We start from the raw sequence: 16665 nt of genomic DNA, 5'->3' as shown, positions 1-16665 counted from the left end.
CTTAAAGCTCATTTTTATCTATTGCTGAAAGAACTTTTGCCCGTAATCTAACATAATATTTCGTAAAAAATCAGGTAAAATATATTTTTTCTTAGCATATTTAAAGCTTGGATAAAAATAACCAAATGTAAACATATCAAGTGTTACTAATTTGTATATATGGTCGCTATCCGCAATCTTTCCGTTTATGAGTATTTGTCGATCCTCATTCATAGAAAAACCGTAAGTCAGCATCTTACCGAAAATAACACCCCTAAAGCCTAAACCCTTTAGCTCAATATAAGGCCATTCCTCGTTTTTCGATTGCTGTAAAATTTCTTTTAGTTCTGAAACCGACAATTCAATTGTACATAAATTAATCGGATGTGGAAAAATTTTATGCAAATCAAGGGCAGTAACAGTTCCTTTTGGTAGACCATCTAGAAAAATACCGGCATTAAACAAAGCACCGTCTGCACCACTTTTCTCTAAAATAGCTTGTGCAAATAAATGAGATAGTTGCGAATAATGGAACCATTCTTTATTATAAGATTTTTCAGTTCTGAAAATAGGTTTATCTAGTAATCTTTTAGCTATTTCCTCAAATGAAAATAGTATATCTTGTTCGTCTTCAACCTCTGGCAAGTCCTTATTATGAATTAAAGTATCCTTTTTTTCAACAATTTTCCTCATTTTTTTATCATACTCGACTACTAAATAGCCAGTAAATTGCCCATATTTTCCTCCACCTGTAAGGAGTACGCCATTAACAAGTTTACCATCCGGAAGTACATGGTGTGTGTGTGAGCCAAAAATCACATCGATTTCGGGACATTCTTCAGCTAAAAGTTCATCTTCAGTTATACCTAAATGAGACAAACAAACTACGATATCTACTTCTTTGCGAAGTTGAAGGGCTAAGCGAATCAATGTGCTTCGTGCCTCATCCATCTGCCAATTTAATTCCTTATAATAGATTTCAAACATTGCCGTTGCTGCAATAACTGCAATCTTTGTGCCATTAGCGGTCGTTAACACAACAAAAGGCTTCATCCATATTGGATTTCCCCCCCGCGTTGCATGGACGTTCGCTACTACGACATCAAATGTAGCCTTATCATATAAATGATAAAGCTCTTCGTGAGACAATGTAATGCCTTCATTGTTACCTATTGTCACAACATCGTAGCCAGCTTCATTTAATAATTTGACATTGCCCTGCCCAATTGTTGCCTCCGTATATATGTTTGAGCGATCTAAATGGTCCCCGACATCAAATAAATAGCTTGTTTCTCCAATCGCTGCAAACTCTGTACGTTTTTCTTTCACATAGTTTTGCATTCGTGGCCAATACTTAAAATGACTGTGCAAATCATTCGTGTGAAAAATATGAATTTTTTCAAGCATTCAAGCCACCTCTTTTTTTATAATAAAGCGTCAAGTATTGAGCGAATTCCTAATAATAATAAAATAATTCGAAGTGCTAGCACAAGCGTATCTGATTTAATTCTTTTGTTTAGCGCTGCTCCCAACTTAGCACCGATATATGCTCCTGGAATGACAGGTATTGTATAAAGCCATGGGACATGCCCTAAATAAATATGGCTTGCCGAGCTAACGATTGACGATAAAAACACCATGAACATTGACGTCGCCACTGCCACATGCGGTGGGAATAAAAATAAAATAATCATGGCTGGTACAATCATTGAACCACCGCCGATGCCAAATAATCCTGAGGCAAAGCCAATTGCAAACGTGATTGTCACTGCAAACCAAATTGGATAGCCGTATACATATGTTTTCCCTGATGCATCTGTAAATTCCTGTTTCATGCCATTTTTCACAAACCATTGTACAGGTTTCAATTTGTCACGCACAAGTAAAATTGTCGCCAAAATAATAAGTAAAATGCCAAAATATAAGTTAAATGATGGCAAATCCAAACCTTTGTTTACCCATGCGCCCAGTATTGTACCGGGTATACTACCTATAAAAAAGATAAATCCACTTTTATAATCAACCGTTTTGGATTTCATATAACTCAATGTTGAAGCAAGACCTGTAAAAATCATCATAACAACAGATAAGCCAACCACTTTCTGGGGTGTTAACTCTGGAATCATCCCCAGATTTAACCCAATAAATAATGTGGCTGGCACTAATATAATACCTCCACCAAGCCCAACAAGTGAGCCAATCAACCCTGAAAGTATCGCAATAAAAATTAAAAGCAGAAATTCCATTATTTTTCCCCTTCAAACATATTTAATTGTATCGGTGCTAAACCAATATCTCTAATGGCTAAGATTTCTTGCAATTCTTTTGCATTTTTAGCAGCATGAAGTCCTGAATTGTTATTAAATAAGACAAACAGCTCCTGCACCTGTGATTGTAAACTTTTAATATGTTGCCCTAGTTGCTGCAATTCTTCCTTATTATAATCGTATAAAAACCGAACTTTTCGCCAATTTTCTGCATTGCCCGTATTACGCCAGCCATGAATATTACGACCATGTATACGTATGAGTGCCTTATTCGCAGTTGTTTGTGGATAAAATGGTACAGAGCCAACACCTGCCTGTGGCTCATCGCAAATCGTATGAATAAATTGATGCTCTCGTAAAAAGTCTATTGTTTGCTGTACCAAATTGTCTGCGTACCATGTTTGATTGCGAAACTCGATTGCCACCTCAAAATCCTTCAATTGCTGTCTTATATACAATAAATATTGGACATTTTTTGCCTGACAATCAAACCATGGTGGAAATTGAGCTAAAATCATCGCTAGCTTTCCATGTCGTTTAAACTCATTCACACATTCAATAAATGCGTTAAACATATCATTTTTCGATTCAAATGGAATGTCTCCACGTAAATGCCCTGTCATCCCCTGATAAGCCTTGACAACAAAACCGAAATCTTCTGGTGTATTTTCACACCATTTACGTACATTTTCTATAGACGGAATGGCATAAAAAGAAGTATCTACTTCTACCGTTAGAAAATGACCTGTGTAATCGAATAATTTTTCCTTTGAGGCAGTCACTCCACTATACAGTGAAGGATGATCGCCCCAGCCCGTTAATCCAACTCGAATCAAGTGACCCCCTCCTCTATGTAGATAATCATAGCACACACTTTCTTACTGCGAGTAACCACACAACAAAAAATGCGACTACAGCTAAACAGCCCTAGTCACATGTATACCTGAAGTCTTGATATTATTTTTATAATGCATCTTCACATAAACTACAGATTGCAGGGTTATAATTGCTTCATGAGGTGATATCATAATGAACTATCATATTCTTGTAGTTGAGGATGATCAAGAAATCCAAGAATTAATTACACAGTTTTTAATGACACAAAACTATACGATTGAAGTCGCATCCGACGGGTTGGAGGGAATGAAACGATTTAATACGCAATCCTTTGATTTAATTCTTCTAGATGTGATGATGCCTAACCTTAATGGTTTTGAAGTGGCTAAAATGATTCGAAATCAGTCAAATGTACCGATTATTATGCTAACTGCATTAGAGGAAGAGCAAGATCAAATGCAAGGCTTTGATGTCGGAATCGATGATTATATAACGAAGCCCTTTTCCTTTCATGTTTTGATTAGGCGCGTCGAGGCTGTCCTGAGAAGAAGCTGTCATCAAAATACTGGCAATCAATTAAATTTTAATGAGATACTTGTTGATTGTGACGCATATAAAGTGTATGTCAATGGGATTGACATACCATTAACGACAAAGGAGTTTGAAATTCTGCAACTGCTACTTCAAAATAAGCAAAAAGTACTCACAAGAGAAATCATCGTAGAAAAAGTTTGGGGATACGATTATTCTGGTGAAACACGCATGATTGATACGCATATAAAAAATATACGGAAGAAATTAGATGTACCCTGTATTAAAACAGTAAAGGGTATTGGTTATAAAATCGATGAATAATATACTAAAACTCCTGAAGATGAAGAGGATTACCTATAAACTCTTTATCATAACCTCTCTCATCTTGTTAGCTTTTGCTGTCATGATTTATCTAACTTTATACTTCTTTCTTCCAACATTTCATGAGCAATATAAAACAAATCAGCTTCAATCAGGCATAGAAGAAATAATTGATAAATCTAAGAATCTTACATTTCGAGATGCTATTTCACTTTTTGATGAATACTCAAAACAAAATAATGCCTTCATCTACCTTCAAGATAAAGAAGAAACAATTGTTTATTCGCCTTCTTTCTTTGTTCAGGGAGATACTCAATCAAAAGTGATTGCTAAAACGTCTCCAGCAAAGAGTCCTGAGATTCTTGGTAATTCATTTAATGCTACCATGCCGATTCAATTCAAAGATGGTAATTTAGTGCTTGTTGTGTTTGCAACTTTTCAACCTATTGATGAAGCATCACAAGTCTTAGTCCGTTTCCTTCCCTATATAAGTATCATTGTCGTTGTAATTGGTCTGGGAAGTGCTTATTTTTATTCCAGGTTCATTACAAAACCACTTATCTATATTAATGAGGGCGCACAAAAGCTGGCAAACTTGGATTTTTCAAAAAAAATCCAACTTCATTCTACGGATGAATTAGGGGAACTATCAAATAGCCTGAATGATATGTCAAAAAATTTACAACAAACCATGCTTGAATTACAAAAGGCCAATGAACAATTAAAAAGTGATATTGAAAAAGAACGAGCAATCGAAATAAAACGCAGAGAATTTTTTACAACGGTTGCCCATGAACTAAAAACACCGCTCACTGTTATGAAAGGTTACTTAGAAGGGATGATTTATAATATTGGTCCTTATCAAAATCGTGACCAATATTTAGAGAAAAATCATAAAATTATTGAAGAAATGGAGCTACTGGTCCGCGAAATTTTAAGTATGTCAAAACTAGAACAAGATACCTTTAAACTGAAATTAGGAGAAGTAAAACTTCTAGAATTGATTGATACAATGACAAAAGATCTCGGTTTTTTTGCTTCTCAAAAAAATATTACAATCATAAAACAAATTGCTCCTCATCTCTCAGTACGTACAGATCGTGATTTATTAGAAAAAGCCTTAAAAAACATTATTCATAATGCCATTATGTATTCGCCACAAGGGGAAACAGTTTATATAGAGCTAACTGAGCACCCAAATCAAAATACTATCCAAATACAAGTCATCAATACAGGTGTCAAAATTAAAGAAGAGGATATACAACAGATATTCGAACCCTTTTATCGAATCGAAAAATCAAGAAACCGCAATACTGGTGGAAGTGGCCTTGGACTCTATATAGTAAGACAAATTTTTGATTCCCTTTCTATCACCTATTCTATGAATAATACCGATCAGGGCATACAATTTACAGTTACTATCCCTTTTTCCATTAAGTAAAGGGGTTTACGTAAACAATTGACTCTGAATAAGAAGTAATGATAATCAGGTCCGGAAAAAGCCACTCGCTTTCCGCAGATGAACTAGCTAGCCTCCTCCTTCACTACGTTTCGTGCGAGGCTAGCTAGTTCATTCTTCCACAGGAGTCTCGCAGCTTTTTCCTCTCTATTCAGAATCAAGGGGCTTTGGCGATGATGTCGAAAAACTTAGAGAATGAAAGCAATCAACTTGGCATGATTACGTATGATCAAGTGGTTCCACAAGATCACTTAAGTACACTAGTTGATTGGAGCGCAGGCGGCGAGTGTAGCTGACGGCATTCGCCTTTCGCTACAGAGCAAAGCTTTCTGTGGGAAGAGCATAGCGACGAAGAGACTGAAGCCATCCCCGCGAAAAGCGTCCGCCGTAGCGGAAATCAACGGGTTCATATAAATACATCTATTTGAAAAGAAATAAGACTGTAAACAAACTACTCTATTTTTTGAGTTTGTCTACAGTCTGAACTTTTTTCTGCATAAAAAGCTTATTAATGGTTGGTTTATACTATGATGAAGATTTTATTAAAGATGGTATAGTCACTTTTACACCGCTCTCTTTAGGGTGTTTTTTTTAACTAGATGTCTCGACAGAAATTTATTAAACTGATCTATATATTAGTTAGGAGACGCTGCTCCTGAAATAGTGCCATCTTGATTCGGAGAGCCATTTTCCCGTTGTTCTGGTGACATTTCTCTTGGATTTGAAGAGTACTCATCCCACTGTTCTGGTATCATTTCTTGATTTAGGTCATATTCCTCCCATTGTTCTGGCTTCATCTCTCCTGGACTTGGACTGTACTCCCCAAACTGTTCTGGTTTCATCTCTCCTGGATTTTGTATTCTATTATCTTGCTGCATATTTGTTTCGTTTGGATTCGATTCTTCACTCCCACTTAAATTGACCAAATTCGTTAACGAACCAATTACTATTCCCATAGACACTAAGCCAATGGAAAATGCTAGTTTTCCCCACATTGTTAACTCTCCTTTTTAATTTTTTAGATTATCAAAAGTTGTTTATATCGATTGGTTGGCCGCTAGTATAAAACCTTTATCAAAACGAGTTTTGATAAAGGTTTTATTATCTATTTCCCCTACAAATTTTTGCAAACTAAATTTCTTTTTTCAAGATACACTACTTTATCTGATTGTTTAGCTACTTCCTGAGAATGCGTGACAACAATGATGCATTTATTTTCTTTATGGGCTAGATCTTTAAATAACTCAACAATTTCCACAGAAGTCTTCTCATCGAGATTCCCAGTCGGTTCATCAGCAATTAATAAATCTACATTACTAGATAATGCACGAGCAATTGCTACACGCTGTTGTTGACCACCGCTTAATTGTAATACCTTTCGTTTTGCTTCTACTTCCGTTAAGCCTACTTTTCCTAATAACTCTAGCGCTCTTCCCTTTTTATCTTTCACATTAACCCCTGTAATTTCCATTGCCGTGACTACATTTTGAAGAGCGGTCATATACGTAATGAGATTATATGATTGAAAGATTATCGAAACGTATTTATTTCGATAAGTATTTAGTCCAATCTTTCGTATATCTTTTCCTTTGTAAAGCACATGTCCTTCTTTTGGATTATCTAATCCACTTGCTAAGCTAAGGGCTGTTGTTTTTCCTGACCCTGATGGTCCTAAAATGCTATAAAAGCACCCCGCTTCAAACGTAAAATTTACATTCTCTAAAAGCGTGTTTTTCTTATTATTACTTTGATAATAGTATTGTAGATTTCTAAACTGTAAAATAGTATCCATTAGTCTCTCCTATTCATCTTTTAATAAAATTTCTTTTGGATTTAATCGAAGAATCGATAATGCTGGAAGAAGTGTTGATAAAATCGCAATTAATAGACCTAATCCCCCTAAATTCAAGACATCTTGGGATGATATACTTACATCAATATTGTCAATAGGATCCACTTCTTTGTTTTTATCTTGGTCATTCATCATACCAAACGAGAACCCTAGATTATTTGATTCTTGTTGTTGCTCTTCAGAAGCAATAACTTCTTTCTGTAATAAACTGTCTCCCATTTTTTGAGATACTGTTTCACCTGTAATTATCGAAATGCCAAATGCTACTACAGCTACACATAATACTTCTACTAAAAGTTGTCCAACTAATTTTCTTTTTTTCTCACCAATTGCCAATAAAATCCCTAGTTCTTTCCGTCGTTCTTTTATTGTCAACATAATTATTAAACCTAAAATGATGGATCCACTAATGGAAACTAAGTATACAATCCACTTTGAAGTGGAGGCTATATTCTCAATAGGGCCTACCATTTTTTGATACAACGCATCATGTGCATCTAATTTAAATAAATCAAAATCAATAGTTGTTTTCTTTCCTTCTGCTTTAAAATCCTCAATACTTTCAGGATCTTTTAAGAAGTAAATTGCTTCGTTAATTGTTGTATCATTTTCATTAAATTCTTTCATCGAATCATAATTGGCATACACTCTATTTGATGGATGCATCATTGGTGGTAATGATTCCTCAAAGTTAGTTATGTCAGAATTTTTATAAATACCTATAATTTCCAATTCCACTTTCGAAACTTCATCAGATGATTTGATCTTTAACTTATCACCAACTTGAAGCTTGTTTTGTTCTGCTAATCGTTCTTCAATCAGGACTACTTTCTTATTCTTATCTTCTGGTGTTATTGGGCGTCCCTCAACGATTTTATTTGTTCCCTCTTTAAAATCCTTCAATAAATCAGAACTTCTCACACCTTGAAAGAAAGTATCTGGCATTTTCATGTTGCCATTATTATTGCCCCCTACCGATCCACCTACTGCCTCTCCACCTTTGTCAGCATTAACAGGTGTGTAACCCTCCGCAACAAGCATCTCACTTTTTAGATAATTATAATCTTCTACGTATGATAATTTAGCTAATTGGTCTGCTTCTTCTGCAGAAAGCTCCGGATGTTTTATTCTCCCACCTGGATTTTCTTCTCGCTGTTTCGCTACATTTTGCATCAGTTTTTCCTCGTCCAACCTAAGACTCACGTCAACTCCTAACTTTTGTCTAGCTAAATCATTTGCAGTCTTTGAGACATTTTGTATGGCAAATCCTGCTAATACTAAATTAGCAACAACTAAAAATACGGCAAATAAAATGAGCGATTTCCCCTTTCTTGCTTTGACACTCAAAACTGCACGTTTGATAAAATTCATTTACATTACCTCCTTGATAGCTCTACTATATAGAAGCAATCTGGAGCTTATATGGAGATATTTCGAAGTTTGTCTGGAGATATCAAAGAGTTTATGTGAAGAACTGTATAGCGCTTTTCTAAATAAAGATTTCACTTGGAATAACAAAAAACCCCTATAAAGTAAACTTTTATAGTCTACTATATAGGGTGCCTTTACGTTCAATCATTATTGAGTGTTGTAAATTTTGTTTTAATATTAATAAAATCTCACAATATCTTCATAAGGTAAGGCTGTTTTTTCTCCTGGTTGTTCATTTGGTTCACCAAATGGCATTTGTGCGATTAAGCTCCATTCACCTGGGATATCCCAAGTTTGTTTTACTTCCTCATCGATAATTGGATTATAGTGCTGTATGGATGCTCCAATACCTTCAGCAGTTAAAGATAACCATGTAGCGTATTGTAACATTGCACTTCCTTGATGAGACCAATATGGGAATTGCTCTTTATATGATGGTGCGTTTTCTTGCATTTGTTTGATGGTTGCTTGATTTTCAAAAAATAGGATTGTTCCTACTCCATCTTTAAATCCTTGTAGTCTTTCTACAGTAGCAGCAAAGCTTTCTTCTGGGACACGTAAGCGTAGTGTTTCTTTTACAATATTCCAGAACTTGTCATGCTCCTTATCCATCACTACAACGACACGTGCACTTTGCATATTAAAAGATGATGGTGCATGTACAGCTGTTTTTAACAGTTCATTGATTTTTTCTTTAGTGATTGTTTCGTTCTTTTTCACTTTACGAATTGAACGACGGTTGATAATTGCTTCTTTTACAGTTGATGTAGTTACTGACATTTTAAATTCCTCCAAGTTTTAACTAATTTATTTTATGATGGGCTGTCTAAACAGTCTTCAAACCTCTTTTTTACCTTTGTATCAAAAAATAACATGATACCTCTAAGCACATTTTTTTCTTTTGGAACAACCTCTTACTAGTTCATCACTATTAGCTAAGCCACTTACACATTGTAATGATTTTGTTTATTTTGCTAATTGTTGATCGATGATTTGCGCTAATCTTTCTTTACTAACTAATCCTTGGATCACTTCATCACCAATAATTAGCGTTGGAACAGCCGTAATATTTGCTTCTTCATATGCATGTTTTATAGCATCTTGATGGGCTTTACGATATTTCCCTGAAAGGATAGCTTCTTTAAAATCATCTTTAGAGAGACCTACTTCGCTCGCCAAATGTGTTAGTACTTCAATGTCCTCAATATTTTGTTCTTCCTGGAAAAACGCAATAAAGACTTTATGATGAAATTCATTTCCTTTTCCTTGTTGTTTTGCGAATTGATATCCTTCAAAAGCTACATGCGTGTATGGATGCGGGGAAACACGTGGTAAACGCATTTCAATGCCAAGCTTTTTTGCAGTAGGAAGAATAAAGGAATCCCACGACCCTAGTTTTTCAGGTTCTTTCCAAGGATCAATCTTCGGGTAAGGGCTAGGACGTAATTCAAATGGCATCCATTCTACTTCTACATCTTTTTCTTTAACAATCTCATCTAACGGCCCCTTCCCTAAAAAACAAAAGGGACAAATAAAATCTGAATAAGCTTTAATTTTTAATGTCATCTTGAAATCCCTCTCTTTTTCTACAATTTTAGTTGTAACTAACTTTGTTACAACTGAATCAAATAAATATGCATTCACTAAATTGAATGCATTTACCCTTACTTTTGAATCTCTTTTATTAGAGATGAAACTATTTGTTCCACGACTCCAGTGCTAGGAACAACCATTGTACAACGGCTACTAATGTTATATTTAGCATTCCTATCTGTAACTATTATAGTTACAGCTACAAAAGATGTCAACCATTTAACGATAAAAATTGCTTGACTGATAAGTACCTTCAAATTGTTTAAACGATGTAGCCATATGTTACAACTTGTACGTGCTTATTATTGTAAGACGTTTTTCACGTATTTCCGTACGCTTTTTGATACTACTTCACAATATCAATTTACAACGTTTTTTAGCAAAGTTCATTATACCTCACAATAACATTCATCCACCCTATCCTTTTTGCAGTCATATCGATTAATGCATTACGTTGTTTTGATAATACACATCATTGGTAAGTATAAAAGCTTCATCATTATGTGGATGAAACAACCCGATATTTTAATTGTTTTCTATAATCTTCATATTCAATCCAGTATTTTTTGATTGTTTGTATTTCACTACGCAATAACGTAAGCATGTGTAGCACCTACCTTGCTGTTCTTGATTGTATTGTTTTAACCTATTTAGTCTTTATTATTTATAAATCTATTTCAGGCAGTTCACTATATAAAAATTTCTTATTACTTAATAGTCATATTGCCAATCAAATTACATTTTCAAATCATAAATTATTAGAGTAAGGCTAACGTTACCTTAATAAACTTTGGAGGGAGGTCTTGAAAATGAGTAATATGAACAATACAAGAAATCTAAAAAATAATTGTAAACCCTGTGGTCAACAGGAAACACCATCTATCAATCGTTGTAAAGGTTGTGTTTGTAATCAATTAAGACGCTTGCAAACTCAAACTGAAGTTGATCTCTTCTTACGAGGAGGTCAGATTATTGAAGATGTTGTTTTTATTACCTTTGACCCAAAAGATTGTTGTGCATTCTTTAATGATCCAACAACAGAACCTGGTTCAACAATCATCGTTGATTGTCAAGATATTCAAGCTATCCGAATTGAAGCAGACTAAGTTATAAGAGGTCACTCCTTCATAGGGTCACTTTCGTCCGAGTGACCCTTTTAGTAATTCTGTTCCTCATATTGCCGACAAAGAGAAGTCATAACAAGATTACAAATCAGAGCATTTTTCGGAAACAAACGAGTTATGAAAATAACAAGAAGTGAAATCAAAGACTGGCTCGGCATTAAAAAATAAAAAAGGTGAAAATGCTTAATTGTTCGGGGCAAGAATAAAATACTTATCTGTTATAAAAAGTTTATTGCATTATGCAGTTTATGAATTAGAGGTACTTGAGAAAAATCCGTCTGATAAGTTAATAAGTCCAGAACAAGATCCTTGATTATATAAAAGTATCTAAACAGCAACGTTATAAAGACTACCAGCCGCATTATATACTCGTGTATTTATTAAGCGCAACAGGATTGCGAATTAGCGAAGCATTAAAACTACCGCAGATACTTATCTAGATATTACTGAAAAAATAAAAGAAGACGAACTCAAAAAGTTCGCCTCCTACACAAAAGATAAAATTTTAATCGGCACGAAATCGGCACGAAAGTTTTTTAACGATGTTTCAATACCTCACAAACCCTTATATATCAGGCATTTCAGGTGTATTACCCGATGCTGCCCTCCATTTCGAACTTGATAAGGCGGTTCATTTCTACTGCATATTCCATTGGTAGTTCTTTTGTAAATGGCTCGATGAAGCCCATAACGATCATTTCTGTCGCTTCTTCTTCAGAAATACCACGAGACATTAAGTAGAATAATTGTTCTTCTGATACTTTAGAAACTTTCGCTTCATGCTCTAAAGAGACATTATCATTTAAAATTTCGTTGTATGGAATTGTATCTGAAGTAGATTCGTTATCCATGATTAACGTATCACATTCAATGTTCGCACGTGCGCCACTTGCTTTAGGACCAAAACGTACTTGACCCATATAGGTTACTTTACCACCTTGTTTGGCAATCGATTTCGATACGATTGTTGAAGATGTATTTGGCGCTAAGTGAATCATTTTCGCTCCAGCATGTTGATGTTGTCCTTTACCTGCTAAAGCAATTGATAACGTCATACCACGAGCGCCTTCACCTTTAAGGATACATGCTGGGTATTTCATTGTTAACTTAGAACCGATATTGCCGTCGATCCATTCCATCGTACCATTTGCTTCAACAATTGTACGTTTTGTTACTAAGTTGTAAACATTGTTCGCCCAGTTTTGAATCGTTGTATAACGGCAGTATGCATCTTTACCTACAACGATTTCTACTACTGCAGAGTGCAAAGAGTTTGTCGTATAAACAGGTGCCGTACAACCTTCAACATAATGGACATGTGCGCCTTCGTCTACGATAATTAGCGTACGTTCGAATTGACCCATGTTTTCAGAGTTAATACGGAAGTAAGCTTGAAGGGGTGTTTCCACTTTCACACCTGGTGGTACGTAGATGAATGAACCACCTGACCATACTGCAGAGTTAAGAGCAGAGAACTTATTGTCAGAGTAAGGAATCACTGTACCCCAATATTTTTTAAAGATGTCTTCGTTTTCACGAAGTGCTGAGTCTGTATCTTTAAACACAATACCCAGATCTTCAAGATCTTGTTTCATATTGTGATATACTACCTCAGATTCATATTGAGCTGATACACCCGCAAGGTATTTTTGTTCAGCTTCTGGAATACCTAATTTGTCAAAAGTTGCTTTGATTTCTTCAGGTACTTCATCCCAAGATTTTTGTGTCGCTTCAGATGGTTTTACATAGTACGTAATTTCATCAAAATTTAAATCGCCAAGTTCGCCACCCCACTGAGGCATTGGTTTTGCATAGAAAGTTTCAAGTGCTTTTAAGCGGTAGTCAAGCATCCACTGTGGCTCTTGTTTCATATTTGAAATTTCACGGACGATTTCTTCAGTTAAACCACGTTTTGAACGGAAAATTGATACGTCCTTGTCATGGAATCCGTATTTGTAATCGCCAATATCAGGCATTTTTTTAGCCATTATTTCTCCTCCGTTCACGAATTAATGTTCTTCTCTTGTCTAGGCTAAAGCGCCATCCCCTCGAGGTCGCGGTCTGCTCCCTCAGTTGAAAGCTGAAAAGAGTGCTTTCACTTCGGGCTCTCCGCCGCACATGAATGTGCGTGCCGATGAAGCCACAGGACGTGGCGTTTTTCATCGACCAGCGCTTGAGGCTCACAGGATGTGCGTCATTCCGGCAATGTACCTGACGCTATGCTTTCGGTACAAAAAACATCTGCCGCATGAATGTGGCGTTTTTGTCGGTTGGGGATAAATGGGCGCTTTAGCACTTTTATTCTTTTACGCCTTTTTCCATTGCTTTCCAAGCCAATGTCGCACATTTAATACGTGCAGGGAATTGAGAAACACCTTGTAGTGCCTCAACATCCTCAAGGTCGTATTTGTCGCTGTATTCTTCGCCCATCATCATTTTAGAGAATATGTCAGCAAGCTCTAATGCTTCATCTACTTTTTTCCCTTTGACAATTTGTGTCATCATTGATGCAGAAGACATCGAAATTGAACAGCCTTCACCATCAAACTTCGCATCTTCTACTACCCCATCAGTCACTTTTAGCGTTAAGTGAATACGATCCCCACAAGTCGGATTGTTCATATCTATCGTTACAGCATCTGTTTCTAAAGATCCTTTATTACGAGGATTTTTATAGTGATCCATAATAACTGAACGATATAGTTGATCTAAATTATTAAAAGACATCGCCAAAATACTCCTTCGCTGAACGCAACCCTGTAACTAGACGGTCAATATCTTCCTCTGAATTATATAGATAGAAGCTTGCACGCGCTGTTGCTACTTGTTGAAGACATTTCATTAGTGGCTGTGCGCAATGGTGTCCAGCACGAACAGCAATACCGTTCATATCAAGAACAGTTGCTACATCATGTGGGTGTACATCGTCTAAGTTAAATGTAACAAGTCCACAACGCTTCATGGGATCACGTGGGCCGAAAATTTTAAGTCCTTCAATTGTTTCAAGCTGATCCATTGCGTAGCCTACAAGTTTATGTTCATGCTGCGCAATATTATCAAGCCCGATTTCATTTAAGAAATCAATGGCAGCTCCTAAACCAATTGCACCTGCAATAATCGGTGTACCACCTTCGAATTTCCACGGTAGTTCCTTCCACGTTGAATCATGAAGACCAACAAAGTCGATCATTTCGCCACCAAATTCAATTGGCTCCATCTTTTCAAGGTGCTCTTTTTTACCATATAGTACACCTATTCCAGTAGGTCCGCACATTTTATGGCCTGAAAACCCTAAGAAATCTACATCTAAATCTTGCACATCGATTTTCATATGTGGTGCTGCTTGCGCAGCATCTGCTACCATTACAGCACCATTTGCATGCGCAATTTGAGCAATTTCTTTAATAGGATTGATCGTACCAAGAACATTTGAAGCCATTGACACTGAAACAATTTTTGTCTTCGGTGTAATCGTCGCACGAACCTTATCTAGGTTCAGCGTACCATCAGCCTCAAGTTCAATATATTTTAATGTTGCATTTTTTTCTTTCGCAAGTTGCTGCCAAGGTATAATGTTGGAATGGTGTTCCATATGAGTGATGACAATCTCATCGCCTTCTGCAACATTGGCCCGACCATAGCTAGCTGCTACTGTATTTAACGCAGTTGTTGTACCGCGCATAAAAATGATTTCTTCTGTTGTTTTAGCATTGATGAAATGACGAACCTTGTCACGTGCACCTTCATATTTGTCTGTTGCACGGTTCCCTAATGTATGCACACCACGGTGAACATTCGAGTTATCAAATTCATAATAATGCTTAATCGCTTCAATTACTTGAATAGGCTTTTGTGATGTTGCGGCGCTATCCAGGTAAACGAGCTTATGTCCGTTGACTTCCTGATTTAAAATGGGGAAATAGCTTTTAATGTCTTTATTCATCATTAGCGAACTTTCCTTTCGATAACCTCCGTCAGTTGCTTTTTAACGCCCTCGATTGGTAATTGCGTAACAACTGGCGCAAGGAATCCATGGATAACAAGGCGCTCTGCTTCTGTTTTCGAGATACCACGACTCATTAAATAGTACAGTTGTAGTGGATCTACTCGGCCAACAGATGCTGCGTGTCCTGCTGTTACATCGTCTTCATCTATTAATAGAATTGGGTTCGCATCGCCACGTGCTTTTTCAGAAAGCATTAACACGCGTGATTCTTGTTGCGCGTCGGCTTTTGTTGCACCGTGCTCAATGTAGCCAATACCGTTAAAGATTGATTGTGCTGCGTCTTTCATCACACCATGTTTTAAGATGTGACCATTTGAATTTTTACCCCAGTGACGAACTTCCGTTGTGAAGTTTAGTTTTTGTTCTCCACGACCAACTACTACTGTTTTTGTATCAGCATGAGAACCGTCACCAACAAGGTGTGTAATGTTTTCAGAAATAGTATCTGAATCATTCATTAAACCAAGTGCCCAGTCAATTTTTCCGTCACGTGCTAAACGTGCACGACGGTTAACATAAGTAGTATAACCTTTAGCTAGTACATCAACCGCACCGTAAGTTACTTGTGCGTTATCTTTAACAACAACTTCCGCAATGATGTTAGCTTGACCTTTTCCTTCTTCAACTGTTGAAATATATGTTTCAACATACGTTACAGCAGCATTTGCTTCAGCTACCACTAATACGTGGTTATAAAGTGAAGCTTGTGCATTATCGTTTAAGAATATCACTTGTAGCGGTTGTTCAATAATTACATTTTTTGGTACATAGACGAACACGCCTCCATTAACAAGTGCTGCGTGAAGCGCTGTTAATTTATGCTCATCAACTTTCACTGCTTCTGTCATGAAATACTTTTTAATAAGATCACCATGTTCACGTACAGCAGTTAACATATCTGTAAAGATAACACCTTTGTCAGATAGTTCTTGAGATGTTTTAATGAATGCTGGTGTGTTATTGCGCTGAATATATAAGTTTTCTTGTGCCTCAAGGTCAATTAAGCCTTTTGCTTCTTCTGGTAGTGCATCAAGTGAAGCAAATCCTTCACTTTCTACTGTATGTGTTGGGAAGTTCATGAAATCCCATTTTGTAATATTTGTTTTATCTGGTTTTGGCATTTCTAAACCAGCCGCTTTGTCTAGTGCTGCCGCGCGAAACTCTGCAAACCAAGTTGGTTCACTATTAGTTTCAGAGAACGAGCGCACGTCCTGTACAGTTACAGGCAAGTTAATTTCCACTGTCATGCTAGTTCGTCCTCC

The 16665-nt window shown here is 36.4% G+C and carries 17 protein-coding genes; 5 read left to right on the top strand and 12 right to left on the bottom strand.

What is annotated here, in order from left to right; genetic code table 11:
- Positions 1-18 precede the first annotated feature (18 nt).
- Genes ACQKII_RS22435 through ACQKII_RS22425 form a run of 3 tightly spaced genes read right to left on the bottom strand, consistent with a single transcriptional unit; the run spans position 19 to position 3082 of the window.
- Positions 19-1386, bottom strand: coding sequence for a bifunctional metallophosphatase/5'-nucleotidase (locus ACQKII_RS22435; RefSeq protein ID WP_427462665.1), 1368 nt, complete (start codon positions 1384-1386; stop codon positions 19-21).
- Between the two features lie 17 nt (positions 1387-1403).
- Positions 1404-2225, bottom strand: a complete 822-nt coding sequence (locus tag ACQKII_RS22430) for a sulfite exporter TauE/SafE family protein (RefSeq protein ID WP_427462664.1) — start codon at positions 2223-2225, stop codon at positions 1404-1406.
- Entirely contained in the window at positions 2225-3082 is an 858-nt protein-coding gene (locus ACQKII_RS22425; protein WP_427462663.1) for a DUF72 domain-containing protein, read from the bottom strand. Before ACQKII_RS22425 ends, ACQKII_RS22430 begins: the two co-directional genes overlap by 1 nt.
- A 190-nt stretch (positions 3083-3272) precedes the next feature.
- On the opposite strand from ACQKII_RS22425, the gene ACQKII_RS22420 reads away from it, so the two are divergent.
- The 3 genes from ACQKII_RS22420 (at position 3273) to ACQKII_RS22410 (ending at position 5693) form a co-directional block, all read left to right on the top strand.
- Positions 3273-3938: a response regulator transcription factor gene (locus ACQKII_RS22420; protein WP_427462689.1), complete on the top strand. Its 666-nt coding sequence runs from the start codon at positions 3273-3275 to the stop codon at positions 3936-3938.
- On the top strand, positions 3931-5379 hold the full coding sequence (locus ACQKII_RS22415) for an ATP-binding protein (protein ID WP_427462662.1): 1449 nt from the start codon (positions 3931-3933) through the stop codon (positions 5377-5379). Before ACQKII_RS22420 ends, ACQKII_RS22415 begins: the two co-directional genes overlap by 8 nt.
- Positions 5380-5570: 191 nt before the next feature.
- Positions 5571-5693 (top strand): hypothetical protein, encoded by a 123-nt coding sequence (locus ACQKII_RS22410; RefSeq protein ID WP_427462661.1) that lies wholly within the window; start codon positions 5571-5573, stop codon positions 5691-5693.
- A 339-nt stretch (positions 5694-6032) separates the two neighbouring features.
- On the opposite strand, the gene ACQKII_RS22405 is transcribed toward ACQKII_RS22410, so the two are convergent.
- The 5 genes from ACQKII_RS22405 to ACQKII_RS22385 form a co-directional block, all read right to left on the bottom strand.
- Complete coding sequence (locus ACQKII_RS22405) at positions 6033-6392, bottom strand: hypothetical protein (protein WP_427462659.1); 360 nt, start codon at positions 6390-6392, stop codon at positions 6033-6035.
- Between the two features lie 119 nt (positions 6393-6511).
- The gene (locus ACQKII_RS22400; RefSeq protein ID WP_010857462.1) at positions 6512-7189 is read right to left on the bottom strand and encodes an ABC transporter ATP-binding protein; all 678 of its coding nucleotides are present in this window, start codon (positions 7187-7189) and stop codon (positions 6512-6514) included.
- A gap of 9 nt (positions 7190-7198) precedes the next feature.
- Positions 7199-8620: an ABC transporter permease gene (locus tag ACQKII_RS22395; protein ID WP_427462658.1), complete on the bottom strand. Its 1422-nt coding sequence runs from the start codon at positions 8618-8620 to the stop codon at positions 7199-7201.
- Positions 8621-8857: 237 nt separating this feature from the next.
- A complete protein-coding gene (locus ACQKII_RS22390) occupies positions 8858-9460 on the bottom strand; it encodes a nitroreductase family protein (protein ID WP_427462657.1) in 603 nt (200 codons plus the stop codon).
- Positions 9461-9646: 186 nt separating this feature from the next.
- Positions 9647-10246, bottom strand: coding sequence for a DsbA family oxidoreductase (locus ACQKII_RS22385; RefSeq protein ID WP_427462656.1), 600 nt, complete (start codon positions 10244-10246; stop codon positions 9647-9649).
- Positions 10247-11082: 836 nt separating this feature from the next.
- On the opposite strand from ACQKII_RS22385, the gene ACQKII_RS22380 reads away from it, so the two are divergent.
- Together ACQKII_RS22380 and ACQKII_RS22375 are read left to right on the top strand one after the other, a co-directional pair.
- Positions 11083-11379 (top strand): hydrolase, encoded by a 297-nt coding sequence (locus ACQKII_RS22380; RefSeq protein ID WP_427462655.1) that lies wholly within the window; start codon positions 11083-11085, stop codon positions 11377-11379.
- A gap of 90 nt (positions 11380-11469) precedes the next feature.
- Positions 11470-11565 carry a hypothetical protein gene (locus tag ACQKII_RS22375; RefSeq protein WP_427462688.1) on the top strand — a complete coding sequence of 32 codons (96 nt, stop codon included), beginning with the start codon at positions 11470-11472 and terminating at the stop codon, positions 11563-11565.
- Positions 11566-11987: 422 nt separating this feature from the next.
- On the opposite strand, the gene sufB is transcribed toward ACQKII_RS22375, so the two are convergent.
- From sufB to sufD, 4 genes are all read right to left on the bottom strand, one after another.
- Complete coding sequence (gene sufB / locus ACQKII_RS22370) at positions 11988-13385, bottom strand: Fe-S cluster assembly protein SufB (protein ID WP_427462654.1); 1398 nt, start codon at positions 13383-13385, stop codon at positions 11988-11990.
- Between the two features lie 310 nt (positions 13386-13695).
- Positions 13696-14124, bottom strand: coding sequence for a Fe-S cluster assembly sulfur transfer protein SufU (sufU, locus tag ACQKII_RS22365; RefSeq protein WP_427462653.1), 429 nt, complete (start codon positions 14122-14124; stop codon positions 13696-13698).
- Positions 14114-15343: a cysteine desulfurase gene (locus ACQKII_RS22360; protein WP_427462652.1), complete on the bottom strand. Its 1230-nt coding sequence runs from the start codon at positions 15341-15343 to the stop codon at positions 14114-14116. The genes sufU and ACQKII_RS22360 overlap by 11 nt, the downstream gene beginning before the upstream one ends.
- A complete protein-coding gene (sufD, locus tag ACQKII_RS22355; protein ID WP_427462651.1) occupies positions 15343-16650 on the bottom strand; it encodes a Fe-S cluster assembly protein SufD in 1308 nt (435 codons plus the stop codon). The genes ACQKII_RS22360 and sufD overlap by 1 nt, the downstream gene beginning before the upstream one ends.
- Positions 16651-16665: the final 15 nt, after the last annotated feature.

The organism is Lysinibacillus sp. NPDC048646, from assembly GCF_050272295.1.
Classification (GTDB): Bacteria; Bacillota; Bacilli; order Bacillales_A; family Planococcaceae; genus Lysinibacillus.
This window is presented reverse-complemented; position numbering and strand designations above follow the sequence as displayed.